The organism is Roseovarius sp. MMSF_3298, assembly GCF_030733705.1.
GTDB classification, from domain to species: domain Bacteria; phylum Pseudomonadota; class Alphaproteobacteria; order Rhodobacterales; family Rhodobacteraceae; genus Roseovarius; species Roseovarius confluentis.
Genome location: NZ_JASHIN010000025.1, coordinates 22588 through 39987 on the forward strand (window position 1 = coordinate 22588; position 17400 = coordinate 39987).

General features: G+C 66.3%; 18 protein-coding genes. 4 read left to right on the top strand and 14 right to left on the bottom strand.

What is annotated here, in order from left to right; all coding sequences use genetic code 11:
• Positions 1–27 precede the first annotated feature (27 nt).
• From RBB18_RS18360 to RBB18_RS18370, 3 genes are all read right to left on the bottom strand, one after another.
• Positions 28–786: a hypothetical protein gene (locus RBB18_RS18360; RefSeq protein ID WP_274592643.1), complete on the bottom strand. Its 759-nt coding sequence runs from the start codon at positions 784–786 to the stop codon at positions 28–30.
• A complete protein-coding gene (gene pheT / locus RBB18_RS18365) occupies positions 767–3166 on the bottom strand; it encodes a phenylalanine--tRNA ligase subunit beta (protein WP_306111885.1) in 2400 nt (799 codons plus the stop codon). The genes RBB18_RS18360 and pheT overlap by 20 nt, the downstream gene beginning before the upstream one ends.
• 314 nt (positions 3167–3480) lie before the next feature.
• Entirely contained in the window at positions 3481–4254 is a 774-nt protein-coding gene (locus tag RBB18_RS18370; protein WP_306111886.1) for a sulfite exporter TauE/SafE family protein, read from the bottom strand.
• Between the two features lie 198 nt (positions 4255–4452).
• Between RBB18_RS18370 and RBB18_RS18375 the strand changes: the two genes are divergently transcribed.
• Positions 4453–6141, top strand: coding sequence for an acyl-CoA dehydrogenase family protein (locus RBB18_RS18375; RefSeq protein WP_103762072.1), 1689 nt, complete (start codon positions 4453–4455; stop codon positions 6139–6141).
• 254 nt (positions 6142–6395) lie between these two features.
• Here RBB18_RS18375 and RBB18_RS18380 read toward each other — a convergent pair whose 3' ends face one another.
• On the bottom strand, positions 6396–7538 hold the full coding sequence (locus RBB18_RS18380) for an alpha-D-ribose 1-methylphosphonate 5-triphosphate diphosphatase (RefSeq protein WP_306111887.1): 1143 nt from the start codon (positions 7536–7538) through the stop codon (positions 6396–6398).
• 47 nt (positions 7539–7585) lie between these two features.
• On the opposite strand from RBB18_RS18380, the gene RBB18_RS18385 reads away from it, so the two are divergent.
• Entirely contained in the window at positions 7586–8269 is a 684-nt protein-coding gene (locus RBB18_RS18385) for a DUF1045 domain-containing protein (protein ID WP_306111888.1), read from the top strand.
• Here RBB18_RS18385 and phnN read toward each other — a convergent pair.
• The 9 genes from phnN to phnG all read right to left on the bottom strand — a co-directional run bounded on the left by phnN (position 8245) and on the right by phnG (position 14352).
• On the bottom strand, positions 8245–8811 hold the full coding sequence (gene phnN, locus RBB18_RS18390; RefSeq protein WP_306111889.1) for a phosphonate metabolism protein/1,5-bisphosphokinase (PRPP-forming) PhnN: 567 nt from the start codon (positions 8809–8811) through the stop codon (positions 8245–8247). The two genes, RBB18_RS18385 and phnN, sit on opposite strands and share 25 nt — an antisense overlap.
• Positions 8811–9491 carry a phosphonate C-P lyase system protein PhnL gene (phnL, locus tag RBB18_RS18395; RefSeq protein ID WP_103762068.1) on the bottom strand — a complete coding sequence of 227 codons (681 nt, stop codon included), beginning with the start codon at positions 9489–9491 and terminating at the stop codon, positions 8811–8813. Before phnL ends, phnN begins: the two co-directional genes overlap by 1 nt.
• 43 nt (positions 9492–9534) lie before the next feature.
• The gene (phnK, locus tag RBB18_RS18400) at positions 9535–10305 is read right to left on the bottom strand and encodes a phosphonate C-P lyase system protein PhnK (protein ID WP_103762067.1); all 771 of its coding nucleotides are present in this window, start codon (positions 10303–10305) and stop codon (positions 9535–9537) included.
• Between the two features lie 76 nt (positions 10306–10381).
• On the bottom strand, positions 10382–11251 hold the full coding sequence (locus tag RBB18_RS18405) for an alpha-D-ribose 1-methylphosphonate 5-phosphate C-P-lyase PhnJ (protein ID WP_103762066.1): 870 nt from the start codon (positions 11249–11251) through the stop codon (positions 10382–10384).
• Positions 11248–11838 (bottom strand): HAD family phosphatase, encoded by a 591-nt coding sequence (locus RBB18_RS18410; RefSeq protein WP_306111890.1) that lies wholly within the window; start codon positions 11836–11838, stop codon positions 11248–11250. The genes RBB18_RS18405 and RBB18_RS18410 overlap by 4 nt, the downstream gene beginning before the upstream one ends.
• Positions 11835–12254 carry a FosX/FosE/FosI family fosfomycin resistance hydrolase gene (fosX, locus tag RBB18_RS18415; RefSeq protein ID WP_274592650.1) on the bottom strand — a complete coding sequence of 140 codons (420 nt, stop codon included), beginning with the start codon at positions 12252–12254 and terminating at the stop codon, positions 11835–11837. Before fosX ends, RBB18_RS18410 begins: the two co-directional genes overlap by 4 nt.
• Positions 12251–13339, bottom strand: coding sequence for a carbon-phosphorus lyase complex subunit PhnI (locus tag RBB18_RS18420; protein WP_306111891.1), 1089 nt, complete (start codon positions 13337–13339; stop codon positions 12251–12253). The genes fosX and RBB18_RS18420 overlap by 4 nt, the downstream gene beginning before the upstream one ends.
• Before the next feature lie 3 nt (positions 13340–13342).
• The gene (gene phnH, locus RBB18_RS18425) at positions 13343–13909 is read right to left on the bottom strand and encodes a phosphonate C-P lyase system protein PhnH (RefSeq protein WP_306111892.1); all 567 of its coding nucleotides are present in this window, start codon (positions 13907–13909) and stop codon (positions 13343–13345) included.
• Positions 13909–14352, bottom strand: coding sequence for a phosphonate C-P lyase system protein PhnG (gene phnG, locus RBB18_RS18430; protein WP_103762061.1), 444 nt, complete (start codon positions 14350–14352; stop codon positions 13909–13911). The genes phnH and phnG overlap by 1 nt, the downstream gene beginning before the upstream one ends.
• A gap of 102 nt (positions 14353–14454) precedes the next feature.
• On the opposite strand from phnG, the gene phnF reads away from it, so the two are divergent.
• Positions 14455–15228: a phosphonate metabolism transcriptional regulator PhnF gene (gene phnF / locus RBB18_RS18435; protein ID WP_274592654.1), complete on the top strand. Its 774-nt coding sequence runs from the start codon at positions 14455–14457 to the stop codon at positions 15226–15228.
• Positions 15229–15292: 64 nt separating this feature from the next.
• Positions 15293–16474, top strand: coding sequence for an alpha-D-ribose 1-methylphosphonate 5-triphosphate diphosphatase (locus RBB18_RS18440; RefSeq protein WP_306111893.1), 1182 nt, complete (start codon positions 15293–15295; stop codon positions 16472–16474).
• A gap of 305 nt (positions 16475–16779) precedes the next feature.
• Here the strand turns inward: RBB18_RS18440 and RBB18_RS18445 are convergent, their stop codons facing one another.
• Positions 16780–17397 carry a chloramphenicol acetyltransferase gene (locus RBB18_RS18445; protein ID WP_274592656.1) on the bottom strand — a complete coding sequence of 206 codons (618 nt, stop codon included), beginning with the start codon at positions 17395–17397 and terminating at the stop codon, positions 16780–16782.
• Positions 17398–17400 lie beyond the last annotated feature (3 nt).

The following is a 17400-nucleotide window of genomic DNA, read 5'->3' on the forward strand; positions in this document are numbered from 1 at the left end:
TGGGTGAAAACCCACGCGCCTGTGCCTTTAACGCACCGCGCCTTCCACGCACGCCCCGTCGATCAGGTACAGCCCGTCTTCCGCCAGCACGACGCCCTCGTCCCTGGCCGGCAGATCTGTCGCGTACTCTCTTACCGGCACGTTGCCGGTGTCAACCTGCGCGAAGGTCAGTCCATCCCGGCTGACCCAAAGCCCCTGTCCCTGCCGCCCTGCAAAGACGGCGCCGAATATCGCGCTCACTTCCAACTCCACATCCAGCGGCGATCGGTACGTCACCGGCAAATCGCCCGGTGTCAGCGTCAGGTCACGCCGCACCTCCCACCAGCCGCGCCGGTCCAGCAGGAACAGCCGCTCTCCCCACTGCGTCCAACGCGGATACGGTCCCGTTTCGTCGCGCCCCAGAGCAGTCGCCGCAACGAACCGCACGCCGTCAAATAACATCCACGTATCCCCGATACGAAAAAGCGGCGGTAGAACATATCCAGTAGCCGAAACGCCATTCCACGGGACGTCCAGTCTCTCGACCTGCTCGCTCACGACCGCATCGTCTGGCTGCACCAGCCTCGGCCCGTCCCGAATGCTGCGCAATGGAAACCCGGCGAAGATGGCGTATGGATAGCCGGGAATCTCGTGAAAATTGAATACCAGACGGGCAGCGGCCGCGCGATCTGTCGGACTACCCTCAATAGCCCGCAAACACCCGGTGTCCGCGAACGCAGCCCCGCCCAGCCAGATCAACAGGCAGCCAAGCAGCCGCCGCACCGCCTCAGCCGCGCAGCGTGCCACCCGTCGCCTTCGTGACCTTCTCGACGATCTTGGCCGAGACGGCCTCGATATCCGCGTCCTTCAGCGTCTTGTCGGTGGGTTGCAGCCGCACCGTCAGCGCAAGGCTCTTCTTGCCCTCGCCCAGGCTGCCGCCGATGAACTCGTCGAAGACCCGCACATCATCGATCAGCACCTTGTCCGCCCCGGCGGCCGCATTGACCAGCGTCAGCGCTTCCACGTCGGCATCCACCACGAAGGCGAAATCGCGTTCCACCGCCTGCAGGTCGCTGATTTTCATCGCGCCCCGATTGGCCCCGGCGTTCCGCGGTTGCGGAATGTCGGCGGGGTAAAGCGTAAAGCCCACGACCGGCCCCTTCACATCCATCTCGCGCAGGATCTTGGGATGCAGCTCGCCAAACACGCCCAGCACCTTCTTGGGCCCCAGGCAGATCATCCCGTGCCGCCCCGGGTGCCACCATTCGGACGCCCCGCGCAGGATCTGCACTTTCGCCGGTGCGCCCAGCGCGCCCAGGATCGCCTCGGCATCCGCCTTGGCATCGTACAGGTCCACCGGACGGCTTGCCTTGTGCACATCCTTGGGCCCGGTCCGGCCCACCAGAATGCCGCTCACCTGCACATGCTGCTCCTCCGGCTCGCCGCCGTGAAACGCATGGCCCAGCTCGAAAAGGGCGAGGTCCATCGCGCCCCGCGCCTGGTTCTTCGCCGCGGCCTGCAACAATCCCGGCAGCAGGTCGGGCCGCATATGGCTCATCTCGCTGCTGATCGGGTTGGCCAGCATCGTGGCATCATCACCGCCACCGAACAACGTGGCGCTCGCCTTGTCGATGAAACTGTAGGTCACGCATTCGTTGTACCCCAGCGCCGCCGCCGTCCGCCGCGCCGCCCGCTCGCGCTTTTGCGCGGCACTCAGGATCGGCTGCGGCACGCCGGCCTGCATCCGCGGCATCGGGCGGCCCACCAGCTTGGTCAGCGACGCCACCCGCGCCACTTCCTCCACCAGGTCGGCCTCGCCCAGGATATCGGGCCGCCAGCTCGGCACATGCGCCGTGTTGCCCTCCAGCCGGAACCCCAATCGTGTCAGAGTCTGCCGCTGCTCGGCTTCGGGGATCTCCATGCCCACCAGCGACTGAACCTTCGCGGCATCGAGACGATAGGCGCGCGCCACATCCGGCGCCTCGCCCGCCACCACGATGTTGGAGGCCTCGCCGCCGCACAGATCCAGGATCATCTGCGTGGCCAGGTCATGCGCCTCCATGTTGAACGCCGGGTCGATCCCCCGCTCGTTGCGATACCGCGCGTCGGAGTTGATCTTCAGCGCCCGGCCCGTGTGCGCGATCTGGATATGGTCCCACACCGCCGCTTCCAGGAACACGTTCGTGGTCTCGGCGGTACAGCCCGTCGCCAGCCCGCCCATGATGCCGCCGACGCTTTCGATGCCGTTGTCGTCCGAGATCACCACCTGCCCTTTCGAGAAGGTGTATTCCTTCTCGTCCAGCCCGGTGAACGTCTCGCCCCCGCTGGCGCGATGCACCCGCAGGTTCCCCGCAACCTTGTCGGCATCGAAGACGTGAAGCGGCCGGTTCCGGTCATAGGTGAAGAAGTTGGTGATATCCACCAGCGCCGAAATCGGTCGCAAGCCAATGGCACGCAGCCTGTCCTGCAGCCACTCCGGGCTCGGACCGTTGGTCACACCCCGGATCAGCCGTCCGGCAAAGACGAAACACCCGTCCGTTTTGGTATCCTCGTCGATGCTGACGGTGATCGGGCACGGAAACTGCCCCTCAACATGTGCCTTGGGCGCATCCTTCATCGTGCCAAGCCCCCGCGCCGCAAGGTCCAGCGCGATCCCCCGCACCCCCAGCGCATCGGGCCGGTTCGGCGTGATCGCGATCTCGATCACCGGATCGACCTTGGCCGGATCGTTTTCGGCCAGCCAGTCCACGAAGCGCGCACCGACCTCGCCCGAGGGCAACTCGATGATGCCGTCGTGCTCGTCCGAAAGCTCCATCTCGCGCTCTGACGCCATCATGCCGAAACTCTCGATTCCCCGGATCTTGCCCACCCCGATCGTCGTGTCGATCCCCGGCACGTAGACGCCGGGCTTCGCCACAACCACGGTGATGCCTTCGCGGGCATTGGGCGCGCCACAGATGATCTGTTTCACCCCCTCGTCGGTCTCCACCTGGCAAACCCGCAGCCGGTCGGCATCGGGATGCTTCTCGGCGCTCACCACCTTGCCGATGGTAAAATCCGCCAGCCGCTCTCCCGGGTTGGAAATCTCCTCCACCTCGAGGCCAAGATCGGTCAGCGCCTCGGCGATCTCCGCCACGCTGGCGGTGGTTTCAAGATGGTCTTTCAGCCAGGACAGGGTGAATTTCATCGTCTCTCATCCATCAGGGGGTCAAACTCATCCCGGGCGCTTTACCGGATATGTCCCGCGCTTGAAAGAGGGCACCGCAGCGGGGGACCAGTCCTCCACGTCGAAACCTCGGTTTCGACGCCCCCTGGGATATTTCCGGCCAGAAGAAGAGCCAAACGCGTCGCCTCTTCTTCTGGCTCCAAATATCCCCGCCGGAGGCGCCTGCCGGCCAAATGCACATCGCGGGAATGACGCGTCACGTTCCCCTCCCTCACCGAGGCGATGCCCAAAGGGCAACGACGAGATATCCTGCGCGGCGCAGCCGCACCTTTGTTCTAGAAGCTCAGTAGGCCGCGCCGCACCAGGTTCAGCCCCGCGATGACCAGCACCGCCATCGTCAGCCGCCGGAACAATCTCTGGTCGATCCGGTCCTGCAACCTGAACCCGATCCAGAGGCCAATCAGCGCCGGCATGATCAACGACAGCGACAACGGCAGCGTGCCGCGGTTGAGTACGCCAGAGGCCGTGTGCGCCCCGGTCAGCAGCACCGCCCCCATGCCGTAGATCACGCCCTGCACCCGCATCTGCTCGGTCTTCTCGGTTTCCAGCGCCGTCAGCATCGCCACCGTCGGCGGCCCCCAGACGCCCGAGATGCCACCGAAGAACCCCGCCACGGCCCCGATCCCCGCTTCCAAGCGCCGCCCCAGGTTGGGCGGCAGGCGCAATGGGCGCCCCGCCAACGCAAAGCCCGCGTAGATGATGATCGGCACCCCGATCAGCAACAGCATCACCGCCTCCGGGATCACCCGCACGAACTGCGCCGAGACAAGCATCACGACCATTCCCGCCAGCAGGAACACGCGGAACCGCGCCAAAGATCCCCAGGCCGCCCGGACGCCTTGGCGCAACGCCTGCCAGACATTGGAGGCCAATGTCGGCAGGATCAGCCCCGCCAGCGCCACTTCCGGCGGCATCATCGAACTGAGCCCCGAGATCACCACCATCGGCATGGCGAATCCCACCACGCCCTTGACGATCCCGCCCAGCACGGCCACGCCCCAGGCGAAGACCATCACCATCAACCAGTCCGGGCCTAGTAACGCGTCCATGCGCCTCTCGTACCACTTTTCTCGGGGTGCGCACGGCCTAAATTACCGTCACGAAAGGCTGAAATCCACGCGGGCCATCCGGCACCCGCGACACGACAGCGCAATATTCGACCAATTCTAACGCCGCACAAGCAAAATAGTTGCGCTGCACTTGCGAAATGGCTATGCCGGTGCGGCGAAAACCGAAGGAGCTACCTCATGGCGCATGACGGACAGGACGTTGACCTTTCGACCGAGATCCTCCTGGAGGACCTGCTGGACCTGACCGGCAAGGCCGTGCCTCCGGCCGAACAGATCCTCGACAAGGCCAGGGACGCCCTGCGCGACCTCGTCACCGTAGAGGGCCGCGTGTCGTCCCGCGCCGTGGAACAGCACCAGACAGCCAGCCACGGTCTTGCCTGGCTCGCCACCTACGTCGAATCCCTGCGCCAGATGCAGGACTGGGCCACGCGCCTGAAAGACGAGGGCAAATTCGGCGAGGTCGAGCAACTCATCCACCAGATCGCGTTCGGCGAATATCTCTGGCAGATCTACGGCGGCATCCCGATGAACCAGGGCGAGATCCTGCGCCTGCAGGACATCGGTCTGTCCCAGGACGACATGCGCGTCCTCATGACCCCCGAGGTCCAGACGCTCACCCAATCCGGCAACACCCAGGCCGCCCGCATCCGCCTTGTGGCGCTGATGCAGGAACGCGCCGCCGAAATCACCGTCGGCACCACCGGCCTCGACGAAGAGCTTGAGATGATCCGCGAGCAGTTCCGCCGCTACGCCGTCGACAAGATCCTGCCCGAGGCGCATGAATGGCACCTCAAGGACGAGTTGATCCCGATGGAGATCATCGAGGAACTCGCGGAAATGGGCGTTTTCGGCCTCACCATCCCCGAGGAATTCGGCGGCCTCGGCCTCAGCAAGGCGTCCATGTGCGTCGTGTCCGAGGAACTCAGCCGCGGCTATATCGGCGTCGGCTCATTGGGCACCCGCTCGGAAATCGCCGCCGAGCTGATCATCGCCGGCGGCACCGACGCGCAGAAGGAAAAATGGCTGCCGGGCCTCGCCTCGGGCGAGATTCTGCCCACGGCGGTCTTCACCGAGCCCAACACCGGCTCCGACCTCGGCGCGCTCAAGACCCGCGCGAAACAGGATGACAACGGCGACTGGATCCTCAACGGCAACAAGACCTGGATCACCCACGCCGCGCGTACCCACGTGATGACCGTGCTGGCCCGCAGCGTGCAGGGCAGCGACGATTACAAGGGCCTCAGCATGTTCCTCGCCGAAAAGACTCCCGGCACCGACGCGGAGCCGTGGCAGGACCCCGGCATCTCGGGCGGCGAGATCGAGGTACTGGGCTATCGCGGCATGAAGGAATACACGCTCAATTTCGACGACTTCAAAGTGAAGGGCGAGAACCTTCTGGGCGGCGAAGAGGGCAAGGGCTTCAAGCAGCTCATGGAAACCTTCGAATCCGCCCGCATCCAGACCGCCGCGCGCGCCATCGGCGTGGCGCAGAACGCGCTCGACCTCGGGATGCAGTACGCGCAGGAGCGCAAGCAGTTCGGCAAGGAACTGATCGAATTCCCCCGCGTCGCCAACAAGCTGGCGATGATGGCCGTGGAAATCATGATCGCCCGCCAACTGACCTACTATTCCGCTTTCGAAAAGGACGAGGGCCGCCGCTGCGACGTCGAGGCCGGCATGGCCAAGCTTCTGGGCGCGCGCGTGGCCTGGGCCGCCGCCGACAATGCGCTGCAAATTCACGGCGGCAACGGCTTCGCGCTGGAATACCCGGTCAGCCGCGTGCTGTGCGACGCCCGCATCCTTAACATCTTCGAGGGTGCCGGCGAGATCCAGGCACAGGTGATTGCAAGAAGATTGCTCGGCTGATGTTTTCGCGGACCGTCCGGTGGACGGTCTGCCTCGCCGGCACGCGAGATCCAGGCACAGGTCATGGCAAGACGACTGCTCGGCTAGACGTAGGGCGGGGTTTCACCCCGCCACACGTCAAAGATGTGGGACGTTCACGCATCACGCTGCTAGCCCGTCCCGGGCTTGACCCTGCCTGCCCCGGGCCGGATCCGGGGGACCTCCGGTGTCACCACGCACCCATGTAGGGTGGGTGAAAACCCACCATCCTCGTCTCACGCCACGCGGGTTCCCCGGCTCCACACCGCGCGCAGGGCCGGCGCCCCGCCGCGCAGGTCGAAGCGAATGAGGTCCGCCCGCTTGCCGGGCGCAATCTCGCCCCGGTCCTGCAATCCCACGGCCTTCGCCGGAGCCGCAGTCACCGTCGCCAGCCCCCGCGCCATGCAGCCCCAGTCCTGCCCCAGCTTCACCGCTGCCAGAAGCAGCGCCGAAGGCACGTAATCGGACGACAGGACATCCAACAGCCCGGCCTCGGCCAGGTCCCCCGCGGCCACGTTGCCTGAATGCGACCCGCCGCGAATAAGGTTCGGCGCGCCCATGATCACCGCGATGCCCCGCGCGTGGCTGGCCTCCGCCGCCTCCACCGTGGTCGGAAACTCCGCCATCGCCACGCCATAGCCCTTCGAGGTCTCGACCTGCGCCTCGGTCGTATCATCATGGCTCGCCAGCACCGCACCATAGCGCGCCGCCTCGCGCACCGCCGCCGCCTCGTGCCGGTCGCCATTGGCGTCACGCAGCCCCTTCAACTGCGCCACATGCGCCTCGAACTCCGCATCCGACAGCGCGTGCTTGCCCTTCATGTAATCGGCCAGCTTGGTGATATCCCGGAACTGTCGCTGCCCCGGCGTATGGTCCATCAAGCTGACGATCCCGACTCGGTCTTCCGGGCCGAACTCCGCCATCTCCTCCTCCAGCGTTTCCGAACACACCTCCGCCCGCAGGTGCAGGAAATGGCTGATCTTCAGCGCGTCCTCCTCGCGCAGCGCCCACAGCTCGCTTGCCAGGCCCCGCGCATAGGCCAGGTACCGCCCGCGCCCCGTCGGGATAGACCCCACCCGCATCGCGTCGAACACCGTCGTGATCCCGGTACTCGCCAGTTCCGCGTCATGTGCCAGGATCGCGGCGTTATGCGGCCAGTCCACCTTGGGCCGCGGCTGGATATGCCGCTCCAGGTTGTCGGTATGCAGCTCGATCAGCCCCGGCGCCACGAAGCCAGCCCCGCAGTCGATCGCCCCAGGGTCCACTTGGTCACCCTCCTCGATCCCGGCGATCACGCCCCCCTCCACGGTCACGCAGCCGGTCATGACCCGGTCCCGCAGGATCACTCTGGCATTGGCAAGGCAAAACGTCTCTGTCATGGAACCATCACTTGTCTTGAAGTTGAAACATCGGCAAACCCGCGCACATGGCTTTCCAACGCTACGCTGTCTACCACACGCCGCAGGGTGCCCTTGGCCGGTTCGGTGCCGACTGGCTCGGCTGGGACTTGGAAAGTGGCCAACCGACCACGCCGCCCGACATCGAAGGCCTTCCGGCCCCGTGGGATGACATCACCGGCACGCCCCGCAAATACGGCTTTCACGCGACGATCAAGCCACCCTTCCACCTGGCCGAGGGCTGGACGGAAAGCGACCTCCTGACCGCCTTCACCACACATTGCGATCTTGCCGCGCCGGTCACGCTCGACGGGCTGGAACTGGCGCAACTCGGCCGCTTCCTGGCCTTGGTGCCCACCGGCGACACCGGGCCGCTCAACCGCCTTGCCGCCGACACCGTCCGCACGCTCGACCCGTTCCGCGCCGCCCTCACCGACGCCGACCTCGCCCGCCGCCGCGCGTCCGGCCTCACGCCCGAACAGGACGCGCTGCTGCTGCACTGGGGCTACCCCTACGTGATGGACCAGTTCCGCTGCCACTACACCCTGTCGGGCAAACTGCCCAAGGCGCAGGCGCGCCGGCTCCACGCGACTCTCGAGCCAGTGGTCGCACCACTGATCCCGCGCCCCTTTACCCTCGACACGCTCAGCCTCTGCGGTGAAGATGCCCAGGGACGATTCCACTTTATTCATCGCGCCACCCTCTCCGGCTGAAGCTGCGTCCAGACGGCCTCCGCCGCCTCGGCCACGGTCCCGGTATTCTCCACCCGGATTACGCGGTCCAGCCCATCAGGCAAGGCAAACCCGGCCCGTTCCAGCCGCGCCGCGATCACCTCGGCGCTTTCCCGCCCGCGCGCCGCCAACCGCGCCGCCAGCACCGCAACCGGTGCGGTCAGATGCACCACCGCAAAGCCGGGAAACATCGCCTGCGCCTCGGCCAGAACCGACCGCGACAGGTTCACAAGGCACAGATGTCCGGCCGCCAGGTCCTCATTCACCGCCACCGGCACGCCATAGCGCAACCCGTGCGCCTGCCAATGCAGCGCAAACGCCTCCGCCAGGACCCGCGCCTCGAACCCGTCCGCGCTCACCGCCTCGAAATTCTCACCGCCCGCCCCCGCGTCCCGCGTGATCACCCGGCGCACCAGCCACACGCCCGCGTGCCGCGCTGCCAGCGCCTGCATCACGCTGTCCTTGCCCACGCCCGACGGCCCGACAACGCCGATCAACCGCCCCCTATGCCCCAAGGCACACATCACGCCGCCTTCGGGGTAAAGACCGACACGTCGATCTCCCGGTCGCACACCCGCGCCCGCGCCGCCTCGTCATGGAAAATCCCGACAATCGCCGTGCCCCGCGCCTTGGCCTCCTCGATCAGGCTCAGCACCGTCTCGCGATTGGCCGCATCCAGGCTCGCCGTCGGCTCGTCCAGCAGCATCGCCGGATAGCCATGCGCGAAACCGCGCGCGATGTTCACCCGCTGCTGCTCGCCGCCCGAGAATGTCGTCGGGCTCAGCCCCCACAACCCCTCGGGAATATTCAACCGCCCCAACAACTCCTCGGCCCGCGCCATGGCCGCATCCCTGTCCACTCCAACCGATAACAGCGGCTCGGCCACCACCTCCCGCGTCGGCACCCGTGGCACCACCCGAAGGAACTGGCTCACGTACCCCAACGTCTCGCGCCTCAACGCCAGTATCTCGCGCGGCTCGGCCCGAGCCACGTCCACGCCCCCCACCACGATCCGCCCCGACGCGGCCAGGTAGTTGCCATAGATCATCCGCATCAGCGTCGACTTGCCCGCGCCCGACGCCCCCGTCAGCGCCACACATTCGCCTGCCGCGACGCACAGCGACGCCCCCGCCATCACCGGAATGACCGCGCCGCCCTGATTGTGCAGCACGAAGTTCTTCGACACGTTCTCGATCTCGATCATGACCCGGCCTTTTTCTTGCCAAAAATACTCAAATCCCGACGGCTCACACCTGCAACACGCTGGAAACCAGCAACTGCGTGTACCCATGCTGAGGATCGTCAAGCACCTGGTCGGTCAGACCCGTCTCGACGACATGCCCGTCCTTCATCACCATCAGCCGGTCCGCCAGCAGGCGCACCACCGCCAGGTCATGCGTCACGATGATGGCGCTCAGCCCCATTTCGCGCACCAGCCCGCGCAACAGGTCCAACAGCCGCGCCTGCACGCTGACATCAAGGCCCCCCGTGGGCTCGTCCATGAACACCAGCCTTGGCCCCGTCACCAGGTTCCGCGCGATCTGCAACCGCTGCTGCATCCCGCCGGAAAACGCCGTGGGCCGGTCATCCACCCGGTCCTCGGCGATCTCCACCCGGCCCAGCCAGTCGATCGCACTGCTGCGGATGTCCCCGTAATGTCGCGCACCCACGGCCATCAGCCGCTCGCCCACATTGCCCCCCGCACTCACACCCATGCGCAGACCATCCCGCGCGTGCTGATGCACGAAGGCCCAGTCCGTCCGCCCCAGCATCCGCCGCTCGGGCTCGGACATTCTCAGCGTATCGCGTGGCCCCTCCACCGCGGTGTCGAATATCACCTCGCCGGCATCAGGAGCCAGATGACCGGCGAGGCAGCCCAGAAGCGTGGATTTACCCGATCCACTCTCCCCGACGATCCCCATCACTTCGCCCGGATAAAGGTCGAAGGACACGTCCCGGCATCCAACCCGGGGACCATAGAACTTCGCCACATCGCGCACCTGCAAAAGCGGAGTCATCACGCCAGCCCTCCCGCACACGGATTTTTCGAAAAATCCGCTCCAAAATTTTTCCAAAAATTTTGCGCGCCGTGTCTCATGCCGCACCCTCCTCATAGGGCACGCCCTGCGCCCCCACATGCCCGGCGGCCCGGCGCCCCCGGCAGTAATCCGTGTCCGAACAGACGAACATCCGCCCGCCCGCATCATCCACGATCACCTCGTCGAGGTAGCTGTCCCCGGCCCCGCACAGGTCACAGTCATGCTCCGCCTTGCTCGGCTCGAACGGATGGTCCTCGAAATCGAGGCTCACCACCTCGCACCACGGCGGCAGCGCATAGATCCGCTGCTCCCGCCCCGCACCGAACAGCTGAATGGCCGCCATCTCCATCTTCGGGTTGTCGAATTTCGGTATGGGCGACGGGTCCATCACGTAACGCCCCTCCACCTTCACAGGATAGGCATAGGCGGTGGCGATCGCCCCGTGCTGGCTGATATCCTCGTAGAGCTTCACATGCATCAGCCCGTATTCCTCCAGCGCATGCATCTTCCGCGTCTCGGTCTCGCGCGGCTCCAGGAACCGCAGCGGCTCGGGAATGGGCACCTGGTAGACCAGGATCTGGTCCTCCGTCAGTGTCTCCTCGGGGATCCGGTGCCGGGTCTGGATCAGCGTCGCGCGGCCCGTCTCCTCGGTCGTCTCCACGCCCGCCGTCCGCTCGAAAAACTTGCGGATCGACACCGCGTTCGTCGTATCGTCGGCCCCCTGGTCGATCACCTTCATCCGGTCCTCGGGCACCAGCGTCGCCGCGCTCACCTGCACGCCGCCCGTGCCCCAGCCATAGGGCATCGGCATTTCACGCGACGCGAACGGAACCTGGTAGCCGGGAATGGCCAGCCCCTTCAGAATGGCCCGCCGGATCATCCGCTTGGTCTGCTCGTCCAGATAGGCGAAATTGTACTCGTTCACAGCAACCCCCGCTCTGTCAGGTCCCGGCGCAGCGCGTCGGGAGAGGTGAAATGATGCGCCTGCCAGCCCGCCTTGCGCGCGCCTGCCGCATTCGCGGCACTGTCGTCGATGAACAGGCAGTCGCTCGGACTCAGCTTGTTGCGCCGGCAAAGAAGGTCATAGATCTCGCGGTCGGGCTTGATCCGCCCCTCATGCCCTGACACCACCACGTCCTCGAACGCCTCGCCCAGCTGCGGATGCACCTCCAGCGCGACGGGCCAGGTATCGGCGGCAAAATTCGTCAGGCCGTAAATCGCATGCCCTTTGCTGCGCAGCCGCTCCATCAGCGACCATGTCTCACGGATCCTGTCCCGGATCGTCAGGTGAAACCGGTCGAAATACCCATCCAGCAAAGCAGCATGGCCCGCGGGCACCGCCGCCACCGCCTCTTGCCGGGTGCGCCCGCGATCCTGTTCGAGGTTCCAGGCATAGAAATCCGCGTCTATCAAGAAGGCGTCGATCTCTGCTTCGCTGTCGAACGCATGCCGGAACGCCGCATGCGGATCCCAGGCGATCAATACGTTGCCGATATCGAATACGATATTCACGCCACGCCCTCCCGTCCGCGCGCATACCGCGCCAACCGTTCCTCCAGCGTGCCCGTGTGCAACTCCAGCAAATGCCCATCCGGCGCATGGAAATACACCGATCGCCCCTCGCCCTCGACCCTTGCCCGCGGCGGACGCATCTCCAGCCCCAGCGCCTCGATCCGCGCCACGCGCGCCTCGAAATCGGCCTCGTCCACCTTGAACGCGACGTGGTTATAGGTCCGCTCTGCCAGCGGCGCGCCCTTCATGATCGCGACCCACACGTCGCCCACCATGAAAAACCGCTCCTCGGACAGCGAGAATTGCTCGGGCCCGCTGGCATAGACACAGCGCGCCTCCAGAACCTCCTCCAGCACCCGCTGCATCCGGTCCAGATTGGCACAGACAAAGGTGATATGCGACAGCCCCGCACTCATTCCGCCGCCTCCCGCGCCTCTTGGCCTTCCGCCTCGCGCCGTAATTTCCGCACCAGCTCCAGCTCGCTCTGGAAATCCACGTAATGCGGCAGCTTGATGTGCTCCAGGAACCCCGTCGCCTGGATGTTGTCGGCATGCATCAGGACGAACTCCTCGTCCTGCGCCGGCGCGCCCACGTCATCCTCGCCCAATTCCTTCCAGCGCAGCGCCCGGTCCACCAGCGCCATGGAAATCGCCTTGCGCTCGGTCTGCCCGAACACCAGCCCATAACCCCGCGTGAACTGCGGCGGCTCTTTCTTGGACCCCTTGAACTGGTTCACCGTCTCACATTCGGTCAGGGTGATCTCGCCGATCCCGATGGCGAACCCCAGCTCGGGCACCTCCATCTCGACCTCCACCGTGCCGATGCGCAGCTCCCCCACGAAGGCGTGGTTGCGCGCGTATCCCCGCTGGGTCGAGTACGCCATGCCCAGCACGAACCCCTCGTCGCCCCGCGTCAGCGATTGCAGCCGCAGCGCCCGGCTCGCCGGCAACTCCATCGGCTCGCGCGTCAGGTCCGGCGGCGTGGCGTCACTTTCGTCCTCGGTCTGGATCAGCCCCTCGCGGTTCAGAAACCCGGTGATATGCGGCACCGCCGCCTCCGATGCCGCCGCCTCCGGCGCGTCCGGGAGGTCCTCTTCGGCCGCCAGTTTGAAATCCAGCAGACGGTGCGTGTAGTCGAAGGTCGGCCCCAGAACCTGGCCGCCCGGCGCATCCTTGAACGTGGCCGAGATCCGGCGGTCACACACCATCTCGCCCGTCTCCACCGGCTCGGACGCACCGAACCGCGGCAGCGTCGTGCGATAGGCCCGGATCAGGAAAATCGCCTCGATCAGATCCCCCCGCGCCTGCTTGATCGCCAGCGCGGCCAGGTCCGGATCGTATAGCGAGCCTTCCGCCATCACCCGATTGACGGCAAGGCTCAATTGCTCCCGGATCTGCGCCACCGACAGTTCCGCAATGCCGGTATCGCCCCGCCGTTCCTCGGCCAGCCACGCATGGGCGTTTTCAATGGCCCGCTCGCCGCCTTTCACCGCAACATACATGGCTCAGCCCTCCACTTTCGTGGTTCGTGGCAACGCCGCCACGCGGTCGCCACAGGTGAAAAAGAAATCCAGGCCCAGCGGAAACGCCGACGCATTGCGCTGGAACGCCGCCACCTCGGGCAGGCTCAATCGCGCCGTCTCCCTGATGCCCGGCCCGCGCAGCACCGCGCCTTCCGCCACCAGTTCCAACATTTCGACGATCAATGTCGTCGACCGGTCGGGGTATTCCGGCGTCCCCACCGGATACGCCTCCAGTGGCCCCAGTGCCTCCCACGTCCCCAGCGCGAACATCGCCCCCTCCGGCCCCGCGAAAGGCGCGCCTGTGTGAAACGTGATCCACTCCCGCACGGCGGGCGCATCAAAGTCTCCGGCCAGGTACACAGGCGTCTCCGCATCGCACAGCGTCAGCACCAGCACCCCGGCGGCCACCGACAACGGCGCAGGCGGCACGGCCCCTGCCAGGTCCTCGATCCGCCCGGGCCGCGCCATCGCGTTCATCGCCCCGCGAAACGCCCGTGCCGCATCCACCGGCGCATCGCCGAACCCGCCTGTCAGTGCCTCGGTGTGCATCAATCCTCTCCCCGCTGCATGGTAAAGAACTCCACCTTGGTCGCCGCCGCCTTGGCCCGGCGCTTCGCCTTTGCCGCCACCAACGCCTCGGTCAGCGGCCCCACGATCCCCTCGCGCACCCGGCCCGCATCCTCGGTCTGCATCAGCGCATCCACCAACGCGGCGTTCGTCGCATGACCCTTGTTGCGCCCCTGCACGTAGCCATGCCCAACCGCGCCACAGCCCAACCGCAGCGAACAGCGCGTCACCGTCATTTCGCCCAAGTTGAACGGCGCTCCCGTCGCCCCGGTCCGGCCGCGCACCATCACCGCCCCAACCTCCGGCGCACGCAGCATCTCGTGCTCCGGTTTCAGGCCAAGCCCCTCCCACAGCCGCGCCAGGTCGGCGGCGGGGGCCTTGGCCAGCGTGCTCATCCACGCCTGTCTCTCGGAATTTTCGGTCATCTAGACACCTTGCGAAGTTGTCTAACTTACTATACAACTAGACAAATCTATAGCGCATCGCCCCCGAGTCGCCAAGCCCCCACCCCGTGAAAGTTTCATGACATGCCGCCCAATACCGCCCCACGCACCGCCCCAAGAACGCCTGTCTGGAAATCCATTCTCGCCACGCTCACCGACGACATCGCGGCGGGCCGCTACGCCCCCGGCGACAAGCTTCCTACCGAGGCCGAACTGGCCCGCCGCTTCGGCGTCAACCGCCACACCGTTCGCCGGGCGCTCGCGGACATGGCCGAGGCCGGCACCGTCTTTCCCCGCCGCGGCGCGGGAGTTTTCGTCGCTCAAAAGCCAACCGATTACCCTTTGGGCGAGCGCGTGCGGTTCCAGACCAACCTGCGCGCCGCCGGTCGCCTGCCCTCGCGCCGCGCCCACTTGATCGAAACCCGCGCCGCCGACGCCACCGAGGCCGAAGCGCTGGCCCTCGCCCCCGGCGACCTCGTGCATTCCTACGATGGCCTCTCGCTCGCCGATGACCAGCCGCTTGCCCTTTTCCGCTCCGCCTTTCCGGCTGCCCGCCTGCCTGACCTGCCGGATGCCCTGCGCCGGCACAATTCCATCACCGAAAGCCTCCGCGCCGTCGGCATCCCCGACTATACCCGCGCCTGGACGCGCGTCGCCGCGCGGTTGGCCTCCCCCACCCAGGCGGGCCACCTTCAGATCCGCGAAGGCGCGCCTCTCCTGCGCACCGTCTCGCTCAATCTCGACCCGAACGGCCAGCCGCTGGAATACGGCCGCACGTGGTTTTCCGGCGATAAGGTCACGCTGACCCTCGGCGACGCCCTGCCCGAAAATGCACCAGAAAAAGACACGCAGAATTAACCATTTGTCACTCCCACGATACAAACCCACGCTACCTTGACACGAAACGAGCGAGAGCAGTGCGATGGCCCCGAAACCCTGCGACATGCGCCTGACAGGCGCGCGCGTCCTGCGCGACGGCGAGTTGCAACGCCGCTCCGTCGTTGTCCGGCAGGGCGTCATCGGCAAGGGCCCGCTGCCCGAGGTCGACCTTTCGGGCTATCTCGTCCTGCCCGGTATCATCGACCTGCATGGCGACGCGTTCGAGCGCCACATCGCGCCGCGCCCCTCCGCGCCGTTTCCGCTTCTCGACGGTCTGGCCGCCACCGACCGCGACGCCGCCTCGAACGGCATCACCACCGCCTGGCTGGCGCAAAGCTGGTCCTGGGAAGGTGGCCACCGCGCCCCCGACCAGGCCGAGGCGCTGGCCCAGGCGCTCGCCGCCTATCGCCCCCGGATGCAGACCGACCTGCGCCTTCAGATCCGCTGCGAAACGCATCTCACCGACAGCGCCGAGCGCCTGCTGACTCTGATCGACACGCATGACATCGACTACGTCGTCTTCAACAACCACCTCGATGACGCGCTCGACGCCGCCCAGACCCGGCCCGCCACGCTGGCCCGCTGGGCCGAAGAGGCCCGCCGCTCGCCGCAGCAACACCTCGCCGCGCTGCGCGCCGCCAAGAAGAACGCCACCTACGTGCCCCGTTTCCTGTGTCGCCTTGCCGAGGGCTTCGACCGCCGCGGCGTCCTTTACGGCAGCCATGACGACCCCGACGCCGAAACGCGCGAGACCTATTCGATGATCGGCGCCAAGATCTGCGAATTCCCGGTGACGCGGGCCGCCGCCCGGCTGGCCACGGCGGTGGGCGACCCGGTCCTGATGGGCGCCCCCAACGTGGTGCGCGGCGGCTCGCAGGCCGGCAACGCCGCCGCCGAGGATTTGATCGAGGCCGGCCATTGCGACGCGCTGGTGTCCGACTACCATTACCCGTCGCTGGCCCGCGCCGCCTTCGCGCTCGTGGACAAGGGCCTGCGCACGCTTCCCTCTGCCTGGGCGCTCATCAGCAGCACCCCCGCGCACATCATGCGCCTGCCCGACCGGGGCGAGATCGACTATGGCCGCCGCGCCGACCTCGTGGTGGTGAACGAAGCCACCCGCCAGATCGAGGCCACCCTCTGCGCCGGCCGCATCACGCATCTCGCAGGCGAGGCCGCCACCCGCTTCTTCGGCGCGGGCACCGAACTTGCCATGGCCGCAGAGTAAGGCGTTTCTCGATGAACTGTGTCACAGCTTATCGTGATACGCCGCGCAACACTCGATCGTTGCACGCGTTTCGCCTTCAGCTGATGGCTCAGGTTAAAGGTGAAACGCTTCGGCCTGTCACCCAGCTTTCACCGAGCCGACACATCCCTGTTGCACGACTCGGCCATACAGACCTCGTTCACTTGTCCCCGAACACCAAGCATTTTTCATGACCAAACCGGGCGGCCTTCGGGCCGTCCTTTTAATATGGAAAGGGCACTGCATCACGCCAATCCGTAGGGTGGGTTTCAAACCCACCGCGCGCCTCACCCTTCGTATTTCTCCAAAAACGCCTCCGCCGGCAGCTCCCGGAAATCCTCCAACGCCGCACGCAGCCGGTCATGCGACCAATCCCACCAGCCCAGGCCCATAACCCGCTCCGCCACCTCCGGCGCAAGCCTTGCCCTGACCGGCACCGCCGGAACTCCGGCGACAATCGTGTAAGGCGCCACGTCCCGCGTCACCACCGCGCCCGACGCCACCACGGCCCCGTGCCCCACGGTGACCTCCGGCTTCACCTGCGCATTGTGCCCCAGCCAGGTGTCATGTCCGATCACTGCGCGCCGCGCCTTGCGCCGACCGAACCACTCCGCGTCATCCTCGGCGTCACCCCAGTAACTTGCCGACCGGTACATGAAATGATGCAGGCTCGCCCGGTCCAGCGGATGATCCGTGGCGCCCACCCGCACGAAGCTCGCGATATTGGAAAACTTGCCCACCTGCGCGTTGGCGATATCGCACATCCGGTCGCAATAGGAATAATCCCCGAAAACCGACTGCGCCACGCGGCTCCCCCGGCCCACCTCGCAAAAGGCACCAAAAGAACTGTCGGAAATCTCGCACTCCGAATGGATCAGCGGCGCGTCGGCACTCAGCTTCGGCATCCT